The sequence below is a fragment of the Bacteroidota bacterium genome (assembly GCA_023957335.1).
Lineage (GTDB): Bacteria > Bacteroidota > Bacteroidia > NS11-12g > UBA955 > JALOAG01.
The window spans coordinates 660,530-685,651 of record JAMLHC010000001.1; the positions used below are offsets into that span (position 1 = coordinate 660,530).

Genomic DNA, 25,122 nt, shown 5'->3' on the forward strand with positions numbered 1-25,122 from the left:
CTCTATTTTTCCCTCATTCTCAATAAATCAATCAATTCTATCAATGGTTTGTATTGAGAAATCGGAATTGTGGATGATATCAAAACCTCTTTTGCTTTAGTAAAATAATTCTCCATCAACTCTTGACCTGCCTCCCCTATTTTTAACTCTCCAAATAGCTGCATAGTATGATGCAGACGCAACTGCCCATCTGTCCTTAATTTGTCAAACCATAAAGCAAGCTGAGCTTTTTGTTCACTATTGGCATTTTCCCATGCCAGATTAAAGAGTGCTGTTTTCTTTGCCGTAAGAATGTCTCCACCAAGCTGTTTGCCTGTATGTTCGGGCTTGCCAAAAGCATCCAAATAATCATCCATTATCTGAAATGCTATGCCAATATTTACCCCAAAATGATACAATGTGTTCGCAATATGGGGCGTTGCATTTACACTCAAGCCTCCGCATTTTAAACAACAACCCAAAAGAACGGCTGTTTTAAGCCTAATCATTTCAATGTATTGTTCCAAACTGACACTCGGTAATTTTTCAAAATCCATATCCATCTGTTGTCCTTCACATACTTCTCGTGCAGTTTGAGAAAGGTTCTCTAAAATTTGAATCTTATTGGGAACATCAGCCTTGAGGATAATATCATAAGACGCTATTACCATGTTGTCACCCGCCAGAATTGCCGTTGCAATGTTTTCTTTGATATGCAGAGATGTTTTGCCTCTACGAGTAGGGGCTTCATCCATGATGTCATCATGCACTAAAGTAAAATTATGAAAAACTTCCATAGCGTGAGCAACCGGCATAGCTTTAGCCAAATCTCCACCGCTGATTTCGGCTCCCAAAAGTGTCAAAATCGGTCTCAATCGTTTTCCTCCTATTGCCATGATATAATTCATGGATGCATAAAGTTTGGGAGGGACACCGTGAAATGTATTTTCAGATAAATACTGTTCGTACTCTGATTTAATGCTTTGTAACATATTATCGCCTTCTGTATTTTCTGTATTTATCCTGTTTGCGGTTTTGTTCGGGCGCATCTTTTTGGCGTTCTTTTGAACTCAAGTTGTCGATGAGTGTAAAATCAATGGTTCTTGCCAGTGGATTGGTTTCTTTGACTCTGACGATAACTTTGTCTCCGAGTGCATGTTTCTTAAAATAATATCTGCCCACAATTTGCATATTGTATTCATCATAATCATACATATCATCTTTGAGAGAAGAAATTTTAATCAATCCTTCACTTTTGTTTTGTGTGAGTTCAACAAAAATCCCCCAATCCGTTACCCCACTGATAACTCCTTCAAAATCTTTCCCGATTTGCTCTCCCATCCATTCTGCCTGTTTGTATTTAACCGAAGCGCGTTCTGCTTCAGCGGCTTTTTGTTCGGCAGTACTGCATTTTTTGCAGAGTTCTTCAACCTCTCCCATTTGCGGATAGTGAGTTTTTTTCCCTTGCAAAATATCAAATAAAATTCTGTGTACTAACAAGTCCGGATATCTTCTGATGGGTGATGTAAAATGGGTATATGTTTCAAATCCAAGCCCCCAATGGCTTGAGAAATAAGGGGTATAGGTTGCTTTTGCCATGGAGCGAATGGCTAATTGCGACAGAATCCCTTCTTCGGGTTTGTCTTTGATTTTATTCATCAGTTCGTTAATGGATGTTTTTATCTGATGTTCGTTCCCCACTCGGATTACATATCCCCATTTGGCTGCAAATGATTTAAAATCTTCCAATTTGATTTCATTAGGTTGGTCGTGGAAGCGGAAAACAAAAGGGATTTTAGAATTTGTATAATGCTTACTTCCAAAAGCCGCAACATGTTTGTTTGCCAATAACATAAATTCTTCTATCAAAAAATGTGTGTCCCCACGTTCTACCACCTTGATTCCAATGGGCTTACCCTTTCCATCAAGTTCAAATTTGAATTCTATGCTGTCAAAATTCATGGAGCCATCTTTGAAACGGGTGGCTCGGAGGTTTTTGGCTATTTGATTGGCAATATTAAGTTCTTTAACATAATCGCCTTTTTGGGAATCCAAAATCTGTTGTGCTTCTTCATAGCTGAATCTACGTTTGGAGCGAATCATTGTTTTGGCAAATTTTACCTTTTTAACTTTTCCCTGTGTATCAATATGAAAAATAGCAGAAAAAGCCGGTCTGTCGCAATTTGGATTTAGTGAGCATAGGTCTTCAGAAAGTCGTGGAGGAAGCATAGGAATGGTTCTGTCCACCAAATAAACGCTGGTTCCGCGCCTCTGTGCTTCTTTGTCAATAGCACCGCCTTTGGGAACATAATAAGACACATCGGCAATATGCACACCCAGTTCAAACAAATCGTTTCCAATTTCACGGAGTGAGATAGCGTCATCAAAGTCTTTAGCTGTTGCGGGGTCAATTGTAAAAGTACTAATACTTCTCAGATCCAACCTGCGTTTAATTTCGTCTTGCGCGATTTCCTCAGGAAATGCTTCAGATTGAGCCATTGTTTCGGCAGGAAAATCAGTTTCAAAACCGAATTCTGCAACAATAGCATTCATTTCAGCTTCATTCTCGCCCGGATTGCCCAATATTTTCACTACTTTTCCGAAAGGGTTTTTAGCTCCATCGGGCCAATCTGTAATTTCCACTAAAGCTTTTTTGCCATCCCATTCTTTCGCCTGCTGATGTGTGAGCGAGATGAAAATATCTTTGTGCATCTTGCGGTAATCTGTAATCAGGAACGCAAAGTCTTTGAAAACTTTTAAAATACCCGCATAGGTAGTTTTGTTTCGTTCCAAAATCCTAACCACCTCTCCCCTAACTCTTGTGCCTCTTTTGGCAAGAATGGCAACCTCAACCAAATCGCCTTGCAAAGCGTGGTTTTGCATACCGCTTTCCACCACAATCTCTTCCGGAAAATCTTGTGAAAGTATATAACCTTGTCCGGTTTTTTTAATATCAATCCTACCGGTAATCTTAGCTGATTTGAAGGGTTTGAAATACTTGTTTCTGCCCAATTTTTGAAGGGCTCCGTTTTTAACTAAATTCTCTAAAAGCGGAATATAATCCTTGATGTTTTTATAACCTCCCTTTCTGATTCTGGAACCTATTTGTCTATATGTGAGCGCTGCGCCATAGAGCTTTTCCAGCACCTCTACAACTTGACTTTCAATATTTTGTGTATTATCTTTCTTATGTACCATTGCATGAATTCAACCTAATGTTGAATAACTGCAAATGTAACCTTGAAATAGCAATTCCTGTGATTTTTATGTTTAACAAAGGACTTCCTTATAAATATATGCATGGGACTATACAAATGATTGAAACAATGTCATCCAATCATTATGCATGATAATAAGACAAAATCTTCTTTGTATAATCGTTTTGGGGGTTGTTAAATAATTCTGAGGTATTTCCTTCTTCCACTAATCGACCGTCCTTTAGCACTAAAATTCTGTTGCAAATATGTTTGGCTACATTCATGTCGTGTGTAATAAAGACAAGACTTAAGCCTCTGTCGAATTGCAATTTTTTAAGCAAGTTTAACACTTGAGCTTGCACAGAAACGTCAAGTGCCGAAACGGCTTCATCACATACTAATATTTCAGGTTCGGTTGCCAGCGCACGTGCGATGCAGATTCTCTGTCTTTGTCCGCCTGAAAAGGCTTGTGGTTTTTTGTTTGCCATAGTGCTGTCCACACCCGTCTCTTCCAATAGTGCTGCAATCTTTTCCTTTCTTTTCAATTTAGATAGCGAAGGTTGGTGAATTTGCAACACTTCGTCTATGGCACTACCCACAGAGATTGCGGGGTTGAGCGAAGCAAAAGGATCCTGAAAAACCATCTGAATTTTGGATTGGTTAATATTGTCAGAATACAAGAGTTCACCGGTATTGGCGGACTCTAATCTAACTAAGATTTTTGCAAGGGTCGATTTGCCGGAGCCTGACTGACCAATGACACCCACACATTCTCCTTTTTTTATGCTGAAAGTCAAGGGCTCTAATGCCTTAAATTTTTTATCATAGATTTTACTGACTTCTTTGGCTACCATCAAGTTGCTTTCTCCTATTTTGAGTGTTGCAAATTTTTCCGATTGTGGTGTTTGCTCTTGCATAAAATCACTGATAGTTGACAGAAAATATCCTTCGTTTCTGCTATTGGGACGACAGCTCAATAGGGCTTTGGTATAAGGGTGTTGAGGAGTTTTAACGATTTGTTCTGTTTTTCCTGTTTCAACCAAAGCACCTTGATAAAATACAGCGATTCGGTCACAGAAACCGGCAACACTTTGTATATCATGTGAAATTAAAATCAGCGTGGTGCCAAATTTGCGAACCATTTGCAACAGCAGATTCAGAATATTGTCTTGCACCTCCGGGTCAAGTGCGGTTGTAGGCTCGTCTGCAATCAACAAATCGGGTTTATTAAGCAAAGCCATAGCAATCATCACTCTTTGTCTTTGTCCGCCCGATAGTTGGTGCGGATAGCTGTTAAATGCTCTTGCACTCAGTCCCGGCATCACTTCTTCGAGCATTTGCAAACACTTTGCATCTTTGTGTTTTGTATTGATTTGCTCCAGAACACATTCTCGCATTTGCTTACCAATTTTTAGAGATGGATTGAGTGCTGCCAATGCATCTTGAAAAATATAGGCTATGTTTTGCAGTGCAAGTTTCCTTCGTTCTTTTGGAGCAAGAGCATATAGGTCGATTTCGTCTTTGCCTTGGGCAGTGAAAAAGGCATGTCCTTCTACCTTTGCCGTGTTTGACAAGAGTTTCATCAATGAGAGAAAAGTAACAGACTTTCCGGAACCGGACTCTCCAATGATTCCCAAAATCTCGGCACTATTCACTTCCAAGTCAATTCCTTTGACCGCCTCAATCATTTTGCCAAGTGGGTTTCTGAAAGAAATTTTCAGCGATTGAAATCTAAGTAGTGGCTGTTCCTGCACTCCGCAAATGTAAAAGGATTAAGCATTATTTAGGATTGATTTTGCACAAAGCGGTGTCCAAAAAAAAAGCCCCGATTATACGGGGCTTTTGGCGGAGAGAGAGGGATTCGAACCCCCGGAGGTGTTACCCTCAATGGTTTTCAAGACCACCGCATTCGACCGCTCTGCCATCTCTCCTTTTGCGGGTTGCAAAAATAACCCAATTTTTATATTTACAAGCAGCCTATAATTTTATCTTATTCATTTTTTTTGCTTCCCTCATTTTTTTGATGGAAACCTTGTTAATGCTGTGATTCAGCTCATAACCAATCAAAATGGAATAGACATTGACATAAATCACCAACATCAAAGTAATGATTGCGCCAATGGAGCCATAGACCTTGTTGTAAGCGTTAAAATGATTAACATAAAAAGAAAAAATATAGGTCATTGCCAAAGATAAAACCGTAGCCACAATACTACCCGGTGAAAAGAATTTCCATTTTTCAATACTCGAATGTCCGATGTAATAAATGAAAGAAATAATAAAAAATACCAGAGTTGCCAATATCAGCACCTCAAAAATACTCAAGCTCAAATTTAATATCAGTTGATTCACTCCCAAATCTGCAATCAAAGAGGAGATGTAAACACTGCCCAATTTGACAATAATGGCAATTACCAACAACATTGCAATAATAAAAGTCATCCCAATGCTGCGGAGTCGTTTTTTGAAGAAATTTCTTTTTTTACGGATATCCTCTTCCATGGAAGATTCAAAGGCTTTCATCAGGTTGTGAAAGCCATTGCTGGCAAAATATACAGCCGTCAAAAAACCCACACTCAACAGACCTGTTCTTTGTATGCTCAATATGTCGGCAACGGTTTCTTGTATGGTTTTGAAAGTAGCATCCGGCAGAAAATCTTCCATCATACCCAGCACTTTGCCCTGAATATCATGTATGGGGAAATACGCTATCAATGTGAACAAGAATATAATGGAAGGAAAAAGTGCCAAAAAAAAGTTGAAAGACAAAGCTCCGGCAAAGAGATTAAACCTTTGTTTGCCCACATAAGCAAAGAACAATTCGCCTATTTCAAAGAGTGAAGCTCCTTCAAATCCCGGGGGATAGATAGAATCGGCAATGTTGATTAAAAACGCAAGGAGTTTACGGTATATTCTTTTCAATATCTTTATTAATGTACTCATGCGCTTTAAAATCTTAATACAAAATGTTCTTTTTCTTGTTCTTTGCGCAAAAATACAATTCCCATGAAAAATAAATCAATCGTTACTGTAACTCTTTCATGACTTTTAATCCAATCCCAACATTCCTGCATCTCTGCGCTCCAGCGAATATCATCAAAAACAAAAATTGTGTTGTTGTGAGACTTAGCAAGCAGCATTTCAAAATACTTCAATGTGGCCTCTTTGCGGTGGTTGCCATCTATAAAAGCGTAATCAACCCTTGGGAGTTGCTCTAACAATGCGGGTAATGCTTTATCAAACACTCCGTGCAGCAGTTGAATTTTTTCACCAAAACCTATTTTTTGGAAATTATAATAAGCCACTTCAGCAATTTTCAGACTACCTTCAATAGTAAATAGTTTGCCATGTCTCAACCCTGCTGCCTGGTACATGGCACTGATTCCAAAGTTCGTACCGAGTTCAATCGTAATTTCAGGCTGATAGTATTGGCAAATGCGGTACAGCAGTTTTGCATACTTACTATTTTTGGATGAACGTGCCACCAACTTGGGTAGCGATGCTTTGTATTGAGCCTTGTTTGTTGCGCCAAAATCCTCTACTTGAATCTGTGCGGACGAACTGAGCATATTTTGACGCACAAGTTCAATGTCATAGAACAATGCATTGTCAAAACGTTTGTAGAGCACATTTTCTGCAAATTCATATACAAATGGAGAGTGCGTACCGTGTCTGCTTTTAGCTAAGAGCAAATAGCCGATGTATTCAGGCAAAAGAGCTACACTTCTCAACGACATTATTTACGCATTACGGAGCGAAGCATCTTGAGTTCTGCTTCTAACTTCTCAATTTGTTCACGGGTTTTTGATATTTTTCCTTCAAATTGCTTCTTGAGGGCATCCGCACCTTTGGAATTAGCAAAAAATCCAAGGTTATTTTCAAATGTTTTTATCTCTTCCGAGAGTATTCTGATTCTGCCGGAAAGCTTCCTTTCTTCATCCTTTAAAGCCCCGAAACTATTGGGCTTTTGCGCTAACATTTCGTAATGTTCTTTGAGTCTGCCTTGCTTGAATTCGTCTCCTGAAAGCTTGTGTTTAGCTAGAATTGCATCATTCAGATTCTCGTATTTCTTATTGATATCTGCAAATTTGGCTTTAGGCACAAAACCTACCTTAGACCACTCTCTTTGAACATTGCGAAGCTCATCAATGACTTTGCTTTTATCTTCTTCTTTACTGTCTTGCAGGGTTTGCAACTTCAACAAAAGTGCTTCTTTAGCCTTGAGGTTCTCTTTTTCGTCCTCTTTGGCAGCAGTTCTGTGAATATCTCTGCGTTTAAAAAATGTATCACAAGCGGCTCTGAAACGAGTCCAAATCTCTTCGGATTGTTTTCCGGGGACAGCACCAATGGTTTTCCACTCTTCCTGTAACTTAATCAATTCAAGTCCGGTTCTGTCAAAATCATTGCTGTCGCTAAGTTTTTCAGCCTTTTCGCACAGTTTGATTTTAAGCTCATAATTCTTATCTTTATTCTGATTGATTGCAGCAAAGAACTCTTTTCGATTTTTATAAAAAGCATTTTGAGCCTCTCTAAAACGCTTCCAAATTTGGTCACTTACGGATTCAGGCACGGGTCCAATACCTTTCCATTCTTCAAACAGGGCTTCAATTTCGATTGTTTTTTGATTCCATTCTTTGGGAGTCTTGTATTCCAATGATGCAATCTGCTGTACTTTATCACAAATAACAGTTTTGAGGTCTAAATTGTGCTTGCGCTTTTCTTTCAGATCTTCAATAACTGCTTTGTTTCGCTCAATTACTTTGTCTGATGCTGCCTTGAAGCGTTGCCAAATATCTTCTGTGAATTCTTTGGGCACCGGTCCTATGGTTTTATAGTCTTCATGCAGTTTATTCAACAAAATATGAGAGTGCTTAACTGAGGTTTTCTCTTCCAACAACTCTCCTGCTTTTTTGATTAGGTCGATTTTGGCTTCTAAGTTTTTCTGGCGATCCAACTCTTTGAGCTCATGATAAATACTCAATTTATCATAAAACTTATCCATCAAAACACGGTATTTTTCCCATAGTTCTTCCATGCGATCGCGGGGGACTCTGCGAATTTGTCGCCATTCTTGTTGGAGTTTTTTGAGTTCATCCAAACTGTTTTCTGTCTCCTCAGAATCTGTCAGCACTCGGATTTTGTCTAAAATTTGATTTTTTAGTTTCAGATTAAGCAGTTTTTCTTCTTCTGCTCTGGCAAATTCTGCTGCTCTTCGTTCAAGAAACTGAGTATAAGCTTGATAAAATTCATTCTTTTGTTCGTCAACCGGCACTCTGAATTCTCTGGGCTCATTGCCGGCAGCCACAAATTCTTTGAGCATCTGTTCTCTTTCACTTTTGACCATATCATCAAAAAGAATTCTCATCTTTTTGTATGATTCGTGGGCATCTGTAATGCTGGGCGCAAAAATTAATTCTTTGGCTTTTTTAACAAAGTCATCTTTGTCAAAACCCGAGTAATCGGTTCGGTCTGAGTTGGACTCGGATTCATCAAACTCATCTTCCTCTTCATGTTTGTTTCCGGCACTCTCCAGCGCATGAATTTTTTTTTCTTCAACCTCTTCGTGCAGTTTGTCTTGTTCTTGTTTTTCGGTCATTGCTATCCCTATATAATCCTGATAAAGGGGTGCAAAGATAGAAAAATACTCTATCTTTGACCACCTCAAAATTCGTTATGACAGTAAAGATAATTGAGTGTCCGAGAGATGCGATGCAAGGCATTCATAATCAGATACCCACTGCGCTGAAAATTGAATATATCAATGCACTTTTATCTTGCAATTTTGACATATTGGACTGTGGCAGTTTTGTTTCAGCACAAGCTATTCCGCAACTTGCAGACACCAAGCAAGTGTTGCAAAACATTGACGACAAGGGCAACACAAAATTGCTCGTTATTATTGCTAATCTGCGCGGAGCAGAAGAAGCTTGTCAAATTGCCAAGATTGATTATTTGGGCTATCCCTTTTCGGTGTCGGATACTTTCCAAAGACGCAATACAAATCATGGAAGGGAAGAGTCGTACGAACTGTTGGGACAGATTCAGCATCTGGCTATTCAATCGGGCAAAGAGGTAGTAGCCTATATTTCAATGGGGTTTGGTAATCCATACAAAGAAGCATGGTCTGTCGAATTAGTAGAAGAATGGGTGAGCAAAATAATTGTACTCGGAATCAAACAAATTTCATTAAGCGACACTATCGGAAAAGCAAGCCCACACGATATTACAACCTTATTTTCTCATTTAATTCCAAAATTCCCGGAAATAGAATTTGGTGCACATTTGCATACCCGACCGGACAACTGGTTGCACAATGTAGAAGCTGCTTACCAAGCAGGGTGCAGAAGATTTGATGGGGCTATCAAAGGATTTGGCGGTTGTCCTTTTGCCGAAGACGAATTAACCGGAAATTTACCTACTGAAAACCTCATATCATTCTTGGATGCTGTGGGTGAATCACACAGAATAGACAAGAAAAAACTTGAAGATGCACTTCTATTAGCTACCCGTGTCTTCAATTAATAACATTGTACTAATATAAAGACTATCTAATAGTTTCATATTTTGATGAACGCCATTGTAATGTTGTGGAGCATATCGGAGTCGAACCGATGACCTCTTCCATGCCATGGAAGCGCTCTAGCCAGCTGAGCTAATGCCCCTTCTTGTGAGAGCGTGCAATAATAATGTTTTTTCACGTGCAAATTTATGTGGTAGATACATTAAAAATGACTGTACAATAGCCCACAAAGTTTCTTAAATTTTATATACTATTATGATAAATTATACCCATATTAAGCCAACAAAAGGCTCGACATTTAGGTTTATTTTATCGACACAACAAAAGCTAATATACATGAATTAATTCATTAATACATTGATTTTAAATACACTATGCGAACACGTATGATTTTCACATCAAGAAATAAAAATGTGCATAAAAAAATTGCTATTTTAAAACAAAATTCAATTTACATTTGCGCGCCCATTTTAAGAGACCTATAAAGTTAGGCATAAAAAGGTAATTTTATACTTATAATAAAAAGTAAAATAGATATTATGAAACAAACAAGTTTGTCATCGTTTAAGACCCGGTATAATGTAGTATTATTCGCATTAACTGCAATATTATTCTTGGGTTCATGGACTTCTGTAAAAGCAGATAATCCGTATGTTATCACTACAACTATTTCCTATAAACAAAGTTTGGGCAATCACTACGAATTGACACCATTCATTCATTGGACAATTACACAAAAGAATTCCGACATTGTTATTGCGAGTGGAGATGGTAACACTTTATCAAGCTATATCTTCAACATTCCGGGTGAATACAGTATTGCTTTGCAAAATAACACACCAAACTATGACCCCAATGACCATGACGAAGTGCATTATCCCGACATCATTGAAGTAAGCGTTAGCCCGGTCAGAATTACATTTGACATGAATTCGATTGCACTATCTGATGACATCATTGGAGACAAAGACATGAACGGCAGCACAGTAACTATCACTATCCAAGTGGACATATTCAACAACCAACCTGTGGTATATCCTCATCCGTACTTTCGCAGTGCAGGCGTTCGCACCACTATTGAAGGCGCACTTTCTAACCCAAACACCGTATTGATGCCGGGTATTAACATTTTGCAATACAATTTGACAGGGGTTGCCACTTCCGGCTCCTATATCATGTTTGATTTCCTTGACTACAACGGTGATATTCAGTGTTATTACAAACCTGAAATGATTCCATAAATTTTCCTCATTATCAACTCTTAGAAAAAAAAGAAAAATGAAAAATCTTTTCTCACTCAAAAACCTCTTCAAAAGCAGTTTAGTTATTTGCTTTTTGAGTTTTGGAAACATACAAGCACAACAAATTTGTGCTACACCACCCGCTGGTTGCGCCAGTACGGATTATAGCAATTATGGTATCAATTCCGATACAATTGCAGCAACAATTGAATATGACAATATGGTGTCCGGATTCCATGCTACTTTAGTACGAAATTCCGATGGTACATATTCCGCTTGGGGACAGAATGCAGCATACCAAGGCGGTGGCACTAATCATTTGCTGTCACCACTAGAGATTAATTCTACAAATTACCCCGGACTAACCGGTCAAATACTTAGGGTTTCATTAGGTTCGGAAGCGGGCGGAACTAATGCGAATGTTCATCAATTTATTGTATTAACCACCCACGGCTTATTTGCTTGGGGCAGAGAAGGAGAAGTATTGGATGGCTCGATTACCAGTGCTACTACTTTCCAAAAACTTACTATTAATTCAAATGCTATGGGTTTGCCAAGTGGAGTAACACCATCTGATATTCGCATGTTATTTGCCACCTATCATACTTTGGCTATCACAACTTGTGGAGGAGATGTGTGGGTCATTTCACAAGATGGCAGTTGCCGTGGAAACAACAATACCGGAAATGCCACTACTTGGTATCGCGTAAAAACAGGAAGTGGTGCCAGTGCTTTTCTGAAAGACATTGTTGCATGTCGCGGGACTAATAAGGGTTTGTTTGCCTTAGACAAAAATGATGACATTTGGACTTGGGGTGAAGATGTGTATATAGGAAATAATACAAATGAAAATACTCAAAATTATGCTACTAAAATGACCAAACCCAGCTTAGGTGCCGGCAAGCGAATTAAAATGATCGGTATGTCGAGAAATAACGATGATTCGCGCCAATCATATTTTGTTTTGTCTTCTTCTGGAGATTTATATGCCTTGGGTAATAATACAAATGGTCAACTAGGTGACTTCACCACAACTCGAAGACGGAGTTGGGTGCAGTGTGAATATACTGACAATACCACTTATATGACTGATATAGCCTGGTTTAGCCCCAATGAACATGATAAGGGAGAAGCTAATTCTAATTCTACTTCTGCAATCAATGCAGTAAACCGAAGCAAGATGATTTATGGATGGGGCGGCAATGACGGCAGAATGCTTGGACGAGGTTCCGGAGCTAATTCTGATCCCGCTATTCCTGATGGTATTAACAATACACCTTCCGGTGTTCCTTTACAACGAGATTCAATCCTTGTGGTAGAAACCGGGGGGCATACTAGCATGGTGGTAAAACAATGTGACCCAAATTTTGGCTATGTTGGTCATAGGATACACGGAAGTATGGGAAACGGAAGTGGCACAAATACTAATGAAACTTCTTATACATACGCTACCGCACCAGTTCAAATCTGCGGAGTACCCAGCAAACCTGATATAAACTTTAAACCAAAAATAATTTTAGGGGGAAGCGGCAATTGCTATGAAACAGAGTTTGTGTTATCCAGCACGGACACTAATGCCACATTTAGGATAATAAGTCAAATTCCATCAGGTATTGCAAGTATTGATAAAGATACGATGTTAATTTTTACTGCTCCCGGCAGAGTCAAAGTAGAAGCTAAAACAAAAACTGTATGTGGAGATCTGTTAGATACGGCAGAATACAAGGTAGTTCGTTGTAAGTTTACCGCTCCCGATTATAATGTCGGACTTATTAATACATCTGTTACCGGAGATATTTCCATAAATGACCAGATAGCATATTCTCCAAACCCTTATAAGATTGCTCCAACATTAGTGTCTTCACCTTCCGGAAGCAGCCCTTCAATAAATCTTGATTCCAGTGGCACCTATACATTCAGTGCAGATATAGCCGGTACTTATGTATATACCATAGCGATATGTAACCCGGGACAGGTATCCGGTTGTCAGGTAGAATATTTAACAATATACTTAAAAGATTTGACCACTTTGGACAACCCACCTGCAGCAGCAACAGATATTGGCTTTTTGAAAACAAACTATAATTCGGATATTACTTTGAAGACATTGGCAAATGACCAATCAGGCAATCCAAACACAAATATAGACACAAGTTCTGTATCTATTGTTTGGGGAACACCCAATCCTATAACTCAGGGTTCATTGGTTGTCAACGCAGATGGCAGCATTAAGTTTACGCCTGTTTCAGGTTTTGTAGGGGACATCACTTATGGGTACGAAGTGTGTGATAACGCTTCGCCTGCAAAATGTGCTCAGGGTATTCAAAAAATCTTTGTATTGGGAGATTCAACACAAAACACAACACTTGCCGTAACAGACTATTTTGAATCTTCCAGAAACAACCAAATATCCGGCAATGTCAAAACCAATGACAGCGACCCCGAAGGAAACACACAAACAATAACACTTCAGACTAGTACAGTAGCAGGTGTTGGGGTATTTAGTGTTGCTGCAAACGGTGCATTTACATTTACACCGGCAACCGGTTTTTGGGGTATAGCCAGCTTTACCTATCAGACCTGCGACAATGGCACACCTTCAGCGTGCGCAAACTCCAGAATTCACTTTATGGTAGATAACCGATATACAGAACAAGACATGAACGCAACCACCATCAGAACAAGTGTGAGTGGAAACGTTTCTACCAACGACAATCTCCCGGCAGGCTATGAATATAGCTTAGCGAGTGCAGACCCCTCTAACCCTCTGGGAGCAAGCGGAAGTGTAAGTTCTGATGGCTCTTATACATTTTCATCACCCAATCCGGGCTTGTATCGTTTTACTATTAATGCTTGCACACCTTCTCCAATCCAAGTATGCATTCCGGAACTCATAACTATCAATGTATCTGACTCTCGTGTAAACTCAAACAATCCCACTACTAACCCAGATATGGCAGTTATGTATGGACACGATGTAAGCCCAACAACTCTAACAATCAATGTGAGGGCTAATGATGCCATTTCTAACATCTTTGGCAAAGTTGGAAGTTTACGTACTTTGGATGCTCCTACCATATCAGTTGCTGCCAAGAACAGTCAATCACTGACTGTTAATGGTAGTGGTAATATTGAATACAGACCTAATAATGGTTTTTATGGCAATGATACTTTCTTTTATAATGTTTGTGACACATCCACCAGCACCTGTCAAGACGCAATGGTAGTAATTACCGTAAATGCACCTTCCACTCCGGGAATGACGGTTGCAAGTGATGATTATATATATACTTTCAGTAGTACACCCATAAGTGTAAGTGCAGCCAAGGGTTTATTGGCTAATGATTTTTCTAATGCATCCGGTACATGGTCTATTTCGCCTCAAAATGTGAATGACCCTGTATATGGCGTATTTACTATTAATGGTGATGGAAGTTATAGTTATACACCCTCTCCGTTTTTTGACACCGGTACGTTAGTTATTCCATATCAGGTATGTAAGGGAACAGCATGTGCAGAAGCTACTTTGTATATTCAGGTTTTTGATTTGACACTCTTGCCCGTAGAACTCATTAAATTCACACCTGTTCCTTACGAAAAGCAAGTAGATGTACTTTGGACAACGGCAGGTGAGTTAAACAATGACTTCTTTACCATTGAAAGGAGCTACAATAAACAAGAATGGATATTTGTCGGCAATATGAAAGGTGCCGGTACAAGCTACACTGAGAATAATTACTCTTTGATTGATTATACAACACCTGAACCTTTGGTTTATTATAAAATTTCTCAAACCGATTATGACGGTAACAGAAAGGACTTGAGAATAGCAAAACTCCAAAAAGACCTTGCTCTCGCAGGAGGGGTACTTATTTTCCCAAATCCATGTTATAATGAACTTAATTTGAGTGGTTTGCAAACCAGCAATTTGAGTTATGAAATTTATAATTCATTCGGCCAGGTTGTTTTGTCAAGCAATGGTGGCATGGGTGAAGATGTTAAAATTGACGTAAGCAGTCTTGCTCAGGGTTCTTATTTTATTAGAATCTATGATAAAGGGACTATAAAGGTCAAAGCTGCTTTTGTCAAATTAGATTAGAGAAAATTTATATATTCTTACATACAATACGAGCCTAATATTAGGCTCGTATTTTGTTTATAGTGACTGACGTTTCAAACTATAGCAAAGTAGTGGGTTCTTTTGTCATCCTTCGATACATCTCGCTGAAGCGAGACACTCAGGATGACAGGTGGGGTGGTTTTGGGCGAGACACTTATGGAGAAAACGAAACTACTTGGTCATCCTTCGATACATCTCGCTGAAGCGAGACACTCAGGATGACAGGTGAGGGGTGAATTCATATTCATTTAATACTTGAAGGCTTAATTCCATGTTGCTTATGTATAGATTGAAGCTAATTTGATGAAACAAGCATTAAAAAAATACAGTATCCATTGTACTGATTGGAGATTTTAAAGTACGTTTAGATTGTTGCTACTATTCTCAGGCTAATTCTTCTGGAAGTCAGAAATTCAGGTACACCAAAGACATTGTTATTAATGTCTTTTACCCACAAATAGGAAATGACATTGTTGATTCCAAGCATATTAAATACTTCCAAACCTACCCAAAGTGAGTTAAATGTTTTGGAAAGTTTCTTGGTTTTGTCGCCCTCTTTCAAAAACACATAGTTAAAACCGGCATCCAATCTTCGGTATGCAGGGATTTTATTTCCCTCATGATAGCGAGCTTCACCAGGCAAGAAATAAGGAAGCGGAGCACCAAAAACCATGTTCAAATTGACTCTGCAATCGGGTAGAATAGGCAACTCATCCTGAAAAAAGAGAGAAGCACTCACTCTCCTGTCTGTAGGTCTGCGCAGATAAGGAGATTCTACTTCAACTCCGTTTTGGTCTATATAGCGGATTTTTTCGCTTGTTTTAAGGAATGAGAACGTAAACCAACTCTCTAAACCCGGAATGAACTGACCATTTACGCGCGTGTCAAGCCCTGTAGCATAACCATGCGAAGCATTATCGGCATAATATCTAATACGCATATTATCAACCACAAAAGGAACGAGATAGTCCAAGTCCTTATAGTATAACTCCGTAAACAACTTGAAAGGTCTGTTCCACCATTTGAAATAATAATCCGCACCGGCAATAAAATGTATGGAGCGTTGGGCTTTGAGCGCAGTATTGATGTTACCTTCAAAATCACGCATTTCGCGATAAAAAGGAGGTTGATAATAATATCCCGTGGCAGCTCTTAGCACATAGTCCTTCTTTTGCAGGCTGTCATAGAGTACTTTCTGATTATACTTCCGATTGGGTTCTATTGAATACTGTAAACGTGGACTAATTACATTCTGATTATTGAGCGAACTAAAATGCGAACGCAGCCCGAAAGTAATTTGCTGTGCATTAGCAGGGTCAATCGTCCATGACATTTGAGCAAAACTCTGAATCCTATTATTGACAAGGTTGATTTTCGAGTTGATGTATTCTGATAGAAAAATAGAGTCGTATGAAAGATTGCGAGGATTGATATTGTATTCGGAAGAATCGTTGTAACGCCATTCATTGAATTTGTCTTCAATGATATCTCTTCTGAAACCAATTCCCCAACTGATATCAATATTTCGGTTCAAAGGCTTATAACTCCCTTTGTGGTCTGCCGTCATAATTTGATAAAAAAGCTGGTTGCGTGCATGGTTAATAAAATACCCTTGACCCAGAGTTGCTATGGCATTACCAAAATCATCCGAGCCCATATTGTTTTCAATAAGATTCAACTCATAAGCACCAAAAATATCGTATTTCTCTGATTCAACAGAACTCACCCCCGAAGTCATAAACTTGAGCGTAAGCTCCTTAGATGGCTCAAAAACAAAGGAAATACCCGACATGGCAGTATTGTATTCCATTACTTCATTTCCTGCCATCCCCACATAAAGTTGCAAAGCAGTTTGAATAGTACCAAATGAAGTTGTTTGCGAAATGGGGATGAGTTGGTATTTATTTTGAGAAATATTGGCAAGCCATTCCACCCTCCAATTTCGGTTAAAATGATATACCATGAGAGATTGAAAATCGAGGAATCTCGGGTTATATTGTCCTTCCACATCCAATGAATTGAGGATATAATTATTGGCTCTGTATCTGAGACCTGCAATATAGGATAACCTTTTATTGCGGCTCATACCGCCCATATTGAATTCCGCTCCCATGAAACTAACTTCTCCTACTGCTTCGAATTTGCGCGGGGTGCGGTATTCCACATCCAATACAGAAGACATCTTATCACCGTATTTTGATTCAAAGCCACCGGCAGAAAAGGTGATATTATTTACCATAAAAGGATTGATAAAACTCAACCCTTCTTGTTGTCCTGTTCGGACTAATTGCGGCCTGAATACCTCAAAATCATTGACATAAACTAAGTTTTCATCATAACTACCGCCTCTGACATTGTATTGCGAACTCAACTCATTTCCCGATGCTACACCGGGTAGCGTTTTGATAATACCCTCTACCCCAGAACCTACACCCTTCAGTTGAGTTGCTATCTTAGGATTCAACTTAATAATATTCCCCATAGGTCGCTTAGAATCCCTGATATCAACACCTTCAAGTACTTTGGCTTCAAGAGTAACATCTATTTTTTTTCTTATTCCGGCAGTTAAGGGTTCAATGTTCAGTTTGGAACTGATTCCTGCATAAGTAAAAATAAGCAAGACATGAGTATTGGCGGGTATTTCCACCTCAAATCTACCTGATTCGTTTGAAAGATCGCCTTTAAAAACTCCATTGATTATAATCTGAACATCTGCAATAGGTTTGGGAGGTTTATCATCGGAGAGAACTCTGCCATAGACAACAGGATTGTGCTCCTCTTGTCCTTTCACATTCAGTATGCTGAACAATGAAATGATAATCAAAGGCAAGATTCTAAGCACAATAGAGATTTAACGGATTTTGATGGATAATATTTTAAGCATTTTTAAGTGCCACAATCGCCTCTAAGGGATTGTCGGCAGAGAACACTGTATTTCCTGCAACAAGCGCATTTGCACCGGCATCTAACAATGATTTGGCATTAGCAATAGTTACTCCTCCGTCAATTTCAATAAAAGGATTTAGGTTTTGTGCATGGCTCATGGCTTTGAGCTCCTTGATTTTGTTATAAGTATTCTCAATAAATTTTTGACCACCAAAACCTGGATTTACGCTCATCATACAAATCAAATCAGCCATATACAAGATATCTTTGAGGCTGCTGATGGGTGTGTGTGGATTAATGGCAATGCCTGCCTTCATACCGGCTTCTTTGATGGCTGACAAGGTTCTATGCAAATGAGTGGATGCTTCGTAATGAACCGTAAGTATATCTGCTCCGGCTTTTGCAAAATCATCAATATATCGCTCCGGCTGTACTATCATAAGGTGCACATCCAACGGTTTTTGTGCTACTTTTTTGAGTGCTTTAATGACCGGAAAACCAAAGGAGATATTGGGCACAAAAACACCATCCATCACATCCACATGAAACCAATCTGCCTGACTTTGGTTAATCATTTCAAAGGCTTCGTTCAACTTGCCAAAATTTGCAGAAAGTATAGAGGGTGCAACTATGTGACTCATGGGGTCAAAATTAGATTTTTTAATTGATTACGATTTCGTCCACCACAGCACTCTTGAAATAATCATTGATAGACTGAATCAGGTTTGCTTTCATATAGTTCAACTCTTGTTTGAGCATGGAGTTTGAGACTTTTATATAGAGCACTTTTTTCCGCATATACAGGTCGGTAGTGTATTTTGCTATGACAGCCCCGGCAATCTCGTTCCAATAGGTTCTGATTTTACTCAAATCCACTTTGTCTTTGATATGATAGGAACTAAACATCTTTTCCAATGCTTCCTCAATCGAGTATCCTCCTGTATGCAGTCTGTAATCTTTCATTGAAAAGTGCTACAAAAATAATGAAAACGAATTACTAATCAGTATCGGAATTCATACATAATTCAACGCAAACATTACATATCCCAAAAGAAATGTCTGCCATCAAAATGCTCAATATTCTTTTGTACTCTGTCTTTGTGCGTATCGGTTACAAAAATCTGGTCGGGTTTGAGTTCGTGAATGATTTGCATCAGTGATTCGGAACGTTGGGCATCAATTTTCTCATAAATATCATCAAGAAGGAGTATGGGAGTGATTCTTTTTTTTTCTCTCAACCATTCAAACAGCGCTATTTGCAAGGCAATCACAAATGATTTAGTCTGTCCTTGAGATGCAAATTTTTTGACCTGAAAACCATGCAACAAAAACTCCAAATCATCCTGATGTATCCCTTTGGTGGTGCGTTCAAGAATCAAGTCTTTTTCTAATTGCATTTGTAACCATTCTTTCATGGTTCTTTCGTTCAACTGAGACGAATACACTATTTCAGCTTTTTCCTTATCTCCGGAAAGTCGTTGGTATATTGGGTTGAAATGCAGGGCAAGTTCGTGCACAAAGTTAAGTCTGAAAGAGTGCAAGACGGGTGCGGTTTCAACCAAAACTCTATTAAATGCTTCGAGCAACTCCACATCCCTCACTCCTTGTTGGGCAAAGAGTTTAAGTTGTTTATTTCTGCTCTCTAATGCTTTTTTATATTGGTCTAAGGCTTGCAAATATTCGGGGTAAACCTTACACAATGCCACGTCCATGAACTTTCTTCTCTCTTCACTCCCATCCAGAATCAAAGCGATATCAAAAGGAGAAATCATGACCACAGGTACAGTACCAAGATACTGCGAGAGTTTGCGCACAGGTACATCATTCAACAACAACTGTTTTCTTTTACCTGCTTCAAGTCTGCACACAATTTCCACCGGAACATCATGCTCAAACTCAGCTTTGAGGCTAAATCCAGGAGCATCATGCTTAATCAGTTGTTGGTCAAGGTGATTAAAATAGCTTCGGCTGTTTGCCAAATACCAAATGGCATCCAATATATTCGTTTTGCCAACCCCATTGGGACCGGTGATACACACCCAGCCTTTGGGGAGCTCATGTTCCGCCTTTGTGTGATTCTTAAAGTTGGATATTCTCAATTTTTTGAGCCACATGGATTGGGTTGATAGGTATGGTAAAAAAATATATTTTTGCGCTCACTTAAAAAAACACTCATGAGTAAGACTGCAAAGCTAACATTTGGAAAAGAAACTTACCGCAAATGGTATGAGTTAATGTTATTAACCAGACGATTTGAAGAAAAATGTGCCCAAATGTATAGCCAACAAAAAATAAGAGGATTCCTTCATTTATACAACGGGCAAGAGGCAATCACTGCCGGCACCATGAGCGCCATTGGACCTAATGACCCGTTGATAACTGCCTACCGTGACCACGGACACGCTTTGGCTGCCGGAATTGAACCTAAATACCTGATGGCAGAACTGTATGGCAAAGAGACAGGAAGCAACAAAGGAAAAGGTGGCTCAATGCACATGTTCTCCAAGAAACATAATTTCTATGGCGGTCATGGGATTGTTGGAGGACAAATCCCGTTGGGAGCAGGTATTGCCTTGGCAGAGCAGTATAAAGGAACCGGCAACGTTTGTTTGACCTATATGGGTGACGGAGCAGTAAGACAAGGCGCATTGCACGAGACTTTTAATATGGCAATGCTTTGGAAGTTACCGGTGGTGTTCATAGTAGAAAATAATGAATATGCTATGGGAACTTCGCTCGAAAGAACCACTAACCAATTGGATATTTACAAAATAGGTGCTTCTTATGACATGCCTTCGTTTCAGGTGGATGGTATGGCTTGCGAGAGTGTACACGAAGCCATTGCTTCAGCCGTTGACAGAGCCAGAAAAGGGAATGGACCTACTTTTCTCGAAATAAAAACTTACCGTTACAGAGGACACTCAATGTCTGACCCGGCAAGATACAGAAGTAAAGAAGAATTGGAAGAATATAAGCAAAAAGACCCAATTGAAACAACCAAAGCAACCATGCTGAAAAACAAATTTGCCGATGCAAAATACTTTGATGAACAGGAAGCCAAGATTGAAAAGATCATAAATGAAGCAGTCGAATTTGCAGAAAACAGCGAATTTCCTGATGCTTCCGAGTTATTCACCGATGTATATATAGGAGACTATCCATTTATTACAGACTAATTTTTTTCCAAAACAAAATATTACTTTTGCCAAAATTTTTTTTAACCCCGAATGACAGAACATAATCACCACGAGAACGATTTCTACCACAGAATTATTGACTTTGTAGAATATAAAAAGAAACCCATTATCATTGGTACATTAGCCGTCTTAGCTATTGTAGCCGGTTTCATTATTTATGAGAAATATATATCCGCGCCTAAACAAAAAGAATCATTAGAATTGTTAGCCAAGGTTCAGGATTATTTCAGACAGGATTCATTCCGGCTGGTTGTGAATGGAGCCCCCGGGTTCAAAAGTGCAGTGCAAATCAGCTCTGATTATTCTAGCACTAAATCAGGAAATCTTGCCAACTATTATGCTGGAATAAGCTATCTGAAATTGGGTGAATATGACAATGCCATTAAGTATCTGAAAAAATTTGATTCTAATGATGACAAGTTAGTAGGTGCGCTGGTATTGGCTTGTATTGGAGATGCTTATGTAGAAAAAGCTGATTTCAAAGAAGGACTTAATTATTATAAGCAAGCCATTGATTATAGCATCAACGACCTTACAACCCCGATTCATGTGCAAAAAGCATTGAATGTTTATATAGAGCTAAAACAATATGACGATGCTCTTCAACTCATTGACAGAATGACAAAAGAGGAAAACATCTCTGATGATTTCAAGAAAGAGTTACAGAAATATCAGGGTTTTATAGAAGCTAAATCAGGAAAATACAATCCGGATGTCAACAAAAAATAAAAACCTCTCTGAGTTCGAAAATCTACCCCATGCCGGAACCGCACGTTTCGGCATTGTTGTATCTGAATGGAACGAGGAAATTACTTCAAAGCTGTATCAGGGTGCTTATGAAACGTTGATTCAGTCCGGTTGTTCGGAGAAGCATATCAAGACAGTTAAGGTGCCGGGAAGTTTTGAATTACCTTTGGCAGCACAAAAATTAGCGGAATCTTCTTTTATTGATGCCGTGATTTGTATAGGTTGTGTGATTCAAGGCGAAACCCCTCATTTTGATTTTGTGTGCAATTCCTGCGCGAATGGTATTATGGAAGTGAGCCTTAAATTTAACAAACCTATCTCATTTGGCGTTCTTACTACACTCAATCAGCAACAAGCCGAAGACAGAGCCGGAGGAAAATATGGTAATAAAGGCGTAGAAGCTGCCGTTACCGCTTTGAAGATGCTGAATTCATTGAAAAACTAAATCATTTTATCTGTTTGGCATATTCTTTTCTGTTCAGATTCCCTAAAATTGCAGAACGTATGAGACATATTCATAAAACGCTTTCCTTAATAACATTGGTGTTATTTTCTGCTGTAGCGCAAACTCAGGATTTAATTAAATTTTCTGACCCTGAACTCATGGTAGATAATTTTTTCATTCAAGACAGTGCATGGGTTATTACAACCAAAAACAAAAGAGCATTTTATTATGAAGCCAAAGATAAAAAGGATATTAGCAACTTGGACGTTTATACTTGGAAATACACCCTCTCTGATTCTAAATTCGCAGGTAATGTATGGCTTGACAAAGACAATGTATATTTTGTAAATGTCAATAATGTGGAGCGTGTCAATAAAAAAGACGGTGCTTTGATTGATGAATTACCCTTTGCCAATATTGACAATGCACCCTATTCTGACGGAAAACATGTGTATCTGATTGCAGATTACAAAGGCAAGAGGTCGCAAATTTGTTATTATTTGAAGAAAAAGAAAATTGTCTGGGCTGTTCCAACCCATGCTGATTTTGCTAATCCTGTTTATACTCAAAGATTTATTATTACAAGAGATGAAACCGGATTTCCAATCACATTAAGTTATGATAAAGGCAAGCCCATGTTACCTGAAAAATATGAAGGTGGCTGCCCATTTAACTCTTGGGTAGATATGTTCAACATGAATAATAACGACCTATCTGACAGTTTCTTCTATTATGACGGATATGTTTATGCAGTCAATTATTATCTAGGATTTTTGAGAAAATTTGAACCTAATAACTATCCTATTCCATTGGTGAGCGTTGACATGAATAAGTTTACCAAAAGAGAATCATTCAGCTATGCAAAACTTCCTAACGGTTCTTTATTCTATAGTCGCCAAGGAATTCAATTTGTTTCGGAAAAAGAATTGGACAGTTTGAATAAAACCCAAAGAAAAGGTCCTATGGGAACATTCCAATTGAGTATTCCTTATTCTAAACCTCAATACTACAAAATCAAACAAACCACATTGTTAGGTAATTTTCTGGACTTTGAATCTTCGAAATTCATCGCATTCCTTGAAAACAGATATATTGTTTTTGAACAGAACGGTCAAATGATTGGTATCAGTCCGATTGGCGCACGCACTTATAATTTCCCTAATTTGGGATATCCCATCGATAAATTCAGTTTATTCGGTAATGTTATTTTCTATTCTTCTCCTAACACAAGTGCATTAATTAAAGCCAAAATTGAGCGTGTTTATACAGAAGAAGAAATCAAAGCGATGCAACCTCCGCAAGAGATTATAGATATGTTTGAAAAAATGCAGCAAGAGCAACAGAAAGCTACTCCTGAAGGTGTAGAGGACGGCAAATAACCAACTGCGTTCTTTGTTCTTGATTGGAAATGATGTGTTCTATGATTTCAAAATAGTTTGAAATAAAGTTTTCAAATTCTCCAAAAGACCATTCTCTGTAATGACATTCATTGTTGGGAGGTCCGTAAGTCCAAGGGGAGTTTTCTAAATCTCGTTCGGGAGTGCTGAATACAAAATATTTGATTTGAGTATGTTCGGAGAGTGTTTGCATAAAAACATCAGGGTCTTGAACATGTTCAATTACGTCCGCACAAATCAACATTTCAGCTTTAAATGATTTCCAACTTGGATTCTGATAATCAAACCATTGCAGTTCCGGATATTTAGCATTCAAAAAACCTATATCCAGTTCAACACCGGCTTTCTGTTCATTCGGAAAAAACTTTATTAGTTTGTATGCAGAACCGCAGCCCACATCCAGCAATGATTTTAGTTGTTTTCCTTCATATAATTCACGCGCTCTGATGTAAACTTCATTTTGATATTCATCTGTCAAAGAGTTATCATTAAAAGTCTTGATTCTTTTTCGGTGGATATAGCCTCTTTTGATTGCATAACGCGGTGATTGCAAATACGCAATAGCCACTTTGAACCTATAATAAACTTTTCTTAACAGCTGCATTTGTATGAACCATTACACAATCAGATTGCCTGAATAAGTTTTCAATTCTAAACCATTTCCATCAAATTCAGCATAGGTATAATGCGTAACCCATTCTCCCAAATTGATGTAACGTGAATTGTTCTGTAGATGAATATCCAAAGGCAGATGTCTATGTCCAAAAATGAAATAATCGAAATATTCTTGTTTGAGTTTTGAAAGCGCAAACTGTGTCAAAAACTCATTGTCGTCACCTTTGTATTCAAGGTCAGAGCGATAATTAGCCTTCCGACTTCCGGCAGATAAGAATTTTGCTAATCTGATTCCGAAGTTAGGATGAAAACGGGCAAAGAGCCATTGAAAAAATGTATTTCGAAAAATGAATTTTATAAATTTATAACCAAATTCTCCTTTCCCCAGACCATCTCCATGATGCAGAAAGAATTTTTTACCTGCTCTTTCAATGCATAATTCGTCAGAAATGATTTTCACTCCTAACTCTTTCTCCAAATAGCCAAACATCCACATATCATGATTTCCTTTGAATATAGTAACCGCAATTCCGGAGTCCACCATCTCTGCAATTTTGCCCAAAAATCTGGTAAATCCTTTTGGAATTACTGTTTTATATTCAAACCAGAAATCAAAAATATCACCCAACAAATAGACTTCGGCAGCATCTTTTTGAATCTGCGAAAGCCATTTGACCACCGTTATCTCACGTGTATGATTGTCTGATTCTCGTTCAAACCCCAAATGAAAATCAGAAGCAAAATAAATCTTATTTCTTGACTCGCCCAAAGCGGTTCA

The 25,122-nt window shown here is 38.6% G+C and carries 20 protein-coding genes and 2 tRNA genes; 8 read left to right on the top strand and 14 right to left on the bottom strand.

Going from position 1 to position 25,122, the window contains the following annotated elements:
* Nucleotides 1-2 precede the first annotated feature (2 nt).
* The 7 genes from M9892_02800 to M9892_02830 form a co-directional block, all read right to left on the bottom strand.
* Entirely contained in the window at nt 3-1,028 is a 1,026-nt protein-coding gene (locus tag M9892_02800; protein ID MCO5253278.1) for a polyprenyl synthetase family protein, read from the bottom strand.
* Nucleotides 973-3,177, bottom strand: coding sequence for a ribonuclease R (gene rnr, locus M9892_02805; protein ID MCO5253279.1), 2,205 nt, complete (start codon nt 3,175-3,177; stop codon nt 973-975). Before rnr ends, M9892_02800 begins: the two co-directional genes overlap by 56 nt.
* A gap of 142 nt (nt 3,178-3,319) precedes the next feature.
* Complete coding sequence (locus tag M9892_02810; protein ID MCO5253280.1) at nt 3,320-4,930, bottom strand: ABC transporter ATP-binding protein; 1,611 nt, start codon at nt 4,928-4,930, stop codon at nt 3,320-3,322.
* A gap of 89 nt (nt 4,931-5,019) precedes the next feature.
* Nucleotides 5,020-5,107: transfer RNA gene (locus M9892_02815), tRNA-Ser, on the bottom strand.
* Nucleotides 5,108-5,153: 46 nt separating this feature from the next.
* Nucleotides 5,154-6,119, bottom strand: a complete 966-nt coding sequence (locus tag M9892_02820) for a YihY/virulence factor BrkB family protein (protein MCO5253281.1) — start codon at nt 6,117-6,119, stop codon at nt 5,154-5,156.
* Between the two features lie 5 nt (nt 6,120-6,124).
* On the bottom strand, nt 6,125-6,913 hold the full coding sequence (locus tag M9892_02825) for a class I SAM-dependent methyltransferase (protein MCO5253282.1): 789 nt from the start codon (nt 6,911-6,913) through the stop codon (nt 6,125-6,127).
* Nucleotides 6,913-8,841 carry a DUF349 domain-containing protein gene (locus M9892_02830; protein ID MCO5253283.1) on the bottom strand — a complete coding sequence of 643 codons (1,929 nt, stop codon included), beginning with the start codon at nt 8,839-8,841 and terminating at the stop codon, nt 6,913-6,915. Before M9892_02830 ends, M9892_02825 begins: the two co-directional genes overlap by 1 nt.
* 8 nt (nt 8,842-8,849) lie before the next feature.
* On the opposite strand from M9892_02830, the gene M9892_02835 reads away from it, so the two are divergent.
* Nucleotides 8,850-9,698: a hydroxymethylglutaryl-CoA lyase gene (locus M9892_02835; GenBank protein MCO5253284.1), complete on the top strand. Its 849-nt coding sequence runs from the start codon at nt 8,850-8,852 to the stop codon at nt 9,696-9,698.
* A 66-nt stretch (nt 9,699-9,764) separates the two neighbouring features.
* Here the strand turns inward: M9892_02835 and M9892_02840 are convergent.
* Nucleotides 9,765-9,838, bottom strand: a tRNA-Ala gene (locus M9892_02840).
* 397 nt (nt 9,839-10,235) lie between these two features.
* Here M9892_02840 and M9892_02845 point away from each other — a divergent pair.
* From M9892_02845 to M9892_02855, 3 genes are all read left to right on the top strand, one after another.
* A complete protein-coding gene (locus tag M9892_02845; GenBank protein MCO5253285.1) occupies nt 10,236-10,937 on the top strand; it encodes a hypothetical protein in 702 nt (233 codons plus the stop codon).
* Nucleotides 10,938-10,974: 37 nt separating this feature from the next.
* Nucleotides 10,975-15,036: an Ig-like domain-containing protein gene (locus tag M9892_02850; GenBank protein ID MCO5253286.1), complete on the top strand. Its 4,062-nt coding sequence runs from the start codon at nt 10,975-10,977 to the stop codon at nt 15,034-15,036.
* Nucleotides 15,037-15,098: 62 nt separating this feature from the next.
* Entirely contained in the window at nt 15,099-15,260 is a 162-nt protein-coding gene (locus M9892_02855; GenBank protein ID MCO5253287.1) for a hypothetical protein, read from the top strand.
* Nucleotides 15,261-15,421: 161 nt separating this feature from the next.
* Here M9892_02855 and M9892_02860 read toward each other — a convergent pair whose 3' ends face one another.
* The 4 genes from M9892_02860 to recF all read right to left on the bottom strand — a co-directional run bounded on the left by M9892_02860 (nt 15,422) and on the right by recF (nt 20,057).
* The gene (locus tag M9892_02860; protein MCO5253288.1) at nt 15,422-17,899 is read right to left on the bottom strand and encodes a TonB-dependent receptor plug domain-containing protein; all 2,478 of its coding nucleotides are present in this window, start codon (nt 17,897-17,899) and stop codon (nt 15,422-15,424) included.
* A 34-nt stretch (nt 17,900-17,933) separates the two neighbouring features.
* A complete protein-coding gene (rpe, locus tag M9892_02865) occupies nt 17,934-18,584 on the bottom strand; it encodes a ribulose-phosphate 3-epimerase (protein MCO5253289.1) in 651 nt (216 codons plus the stop codon).
* 19 nt (nt 18,585-18,603) lie between these two features.
* A complete protein-coding gene (locus M9892_02870; protein MCO5253290.1) occupies nt 18,604-18,906 on the bottom strand; it encodes a DUF721 domain-containing protein in 303 nt (100 codons plus the stop codon).
* A 74-nt stretch (nt 18,907-18,980) separates the two neighbouring features.
* Nucleotides 18,981-20,057 carry a DNA replication and repair protein RecF gene (recF, locus tag M9892_02875; protein ID MCO5253291.1) on the bottom strand — a complete coding sequence of 359 codons (1,077 nt, stop codon included), beginning with the start codon at nt 20,055-20,057 and terminating at the stop codon, nt 18,981-18,983.
* 60 nt (nt 20,058-20,117) lie between these two features.
* Between recF and pdhA the strand changes: the two genes are divergently transcribed.
* Genes pdhA through M9892_02895 form a run of 4 tightly spaced genes read left to right on the top strand, consistent with a single transcriptional unit; the run spans nt 20,118 to nt 23,711 of the window.
* Nucleotides 20,118-21,119: a pyruvate dehydrogenase (acetyl-transferring) E1 component subunit alpha gene (gene pdhA, locus M9892_02880; GenBank protein MCO5253292.1), complete on the top strand. Its 1,002-nt coding sequence runs from the start codon at nt 20,118-20,120 to the stop codon at nt 21,117-21,119.
* 51 nt (nt 21,120-21,170) lie between these two features.
* Nucleotides 21,171-21,869 (top strand): hypothetical protein, encoded by a 699-nt coding sequence (locus M9892_02885; protein ID MCO5253293.1) that lies wholly within the window; start codon nt 21,171-21,173, stop codon nt 21,867-21,869.
* Nucleotides 21,853-22,332, top strand: coding sequence for a 6,7-dimethyl-8-ribityllumazine synthase (gene ribH, locus M9892_02890; GenBank protein MCO5253294.1), 480 nt, complete (start codon nt 21,853-21,855; stop codon nt 22,330-22,332). Before M9892_02885 ends, ribH begins: the two co-directional genes overlap by 17 nt.
* Nucleotides 22,333-22,391: 59 nt before the next feature.
* Nucleotides 22,392-23,711, top strand: a complete 1,320-nt coding sequence (locus tag M9892_02895) for a hypothetical protein (GenBank protein ID MCO5253295.1) — start codon at nt 22,392-22,394, stop codon at nt 23,709-23,711.
* Here M9892_02895 and M9892_02900 read toward each other — a convergent pair.
* Both M9892_02900 and M9892_02905 read right to left on the bottom strand, forming a co-directional pair.
* Entirely contained in the window at nt 23,680-24,333 is a 654-nt protein-coding gene (locus M9892_02900; GenBank protein MCO5253296.1) for a class I SAM-dependent methyltransferase, read from the bottom strand. The two genes, M9892_02895 and M9892_02900, sit on opposite strands and share 32 nt — an antisense overlap.
* Nucleotides 24,334-24,345: 12 nt before the next feature.
* Entirely contained in the window at nt 24,346-25,113 is a 768-nt protein-coding gene (locus M9892_02905; protein MCO5253297.1) for a UDP-2,3-diacylglucosamine diphosphatase, read from the bottom strand.
* Between the last annotated feature and the right edge of the window lie 9 nt (nt 25,114-25,122).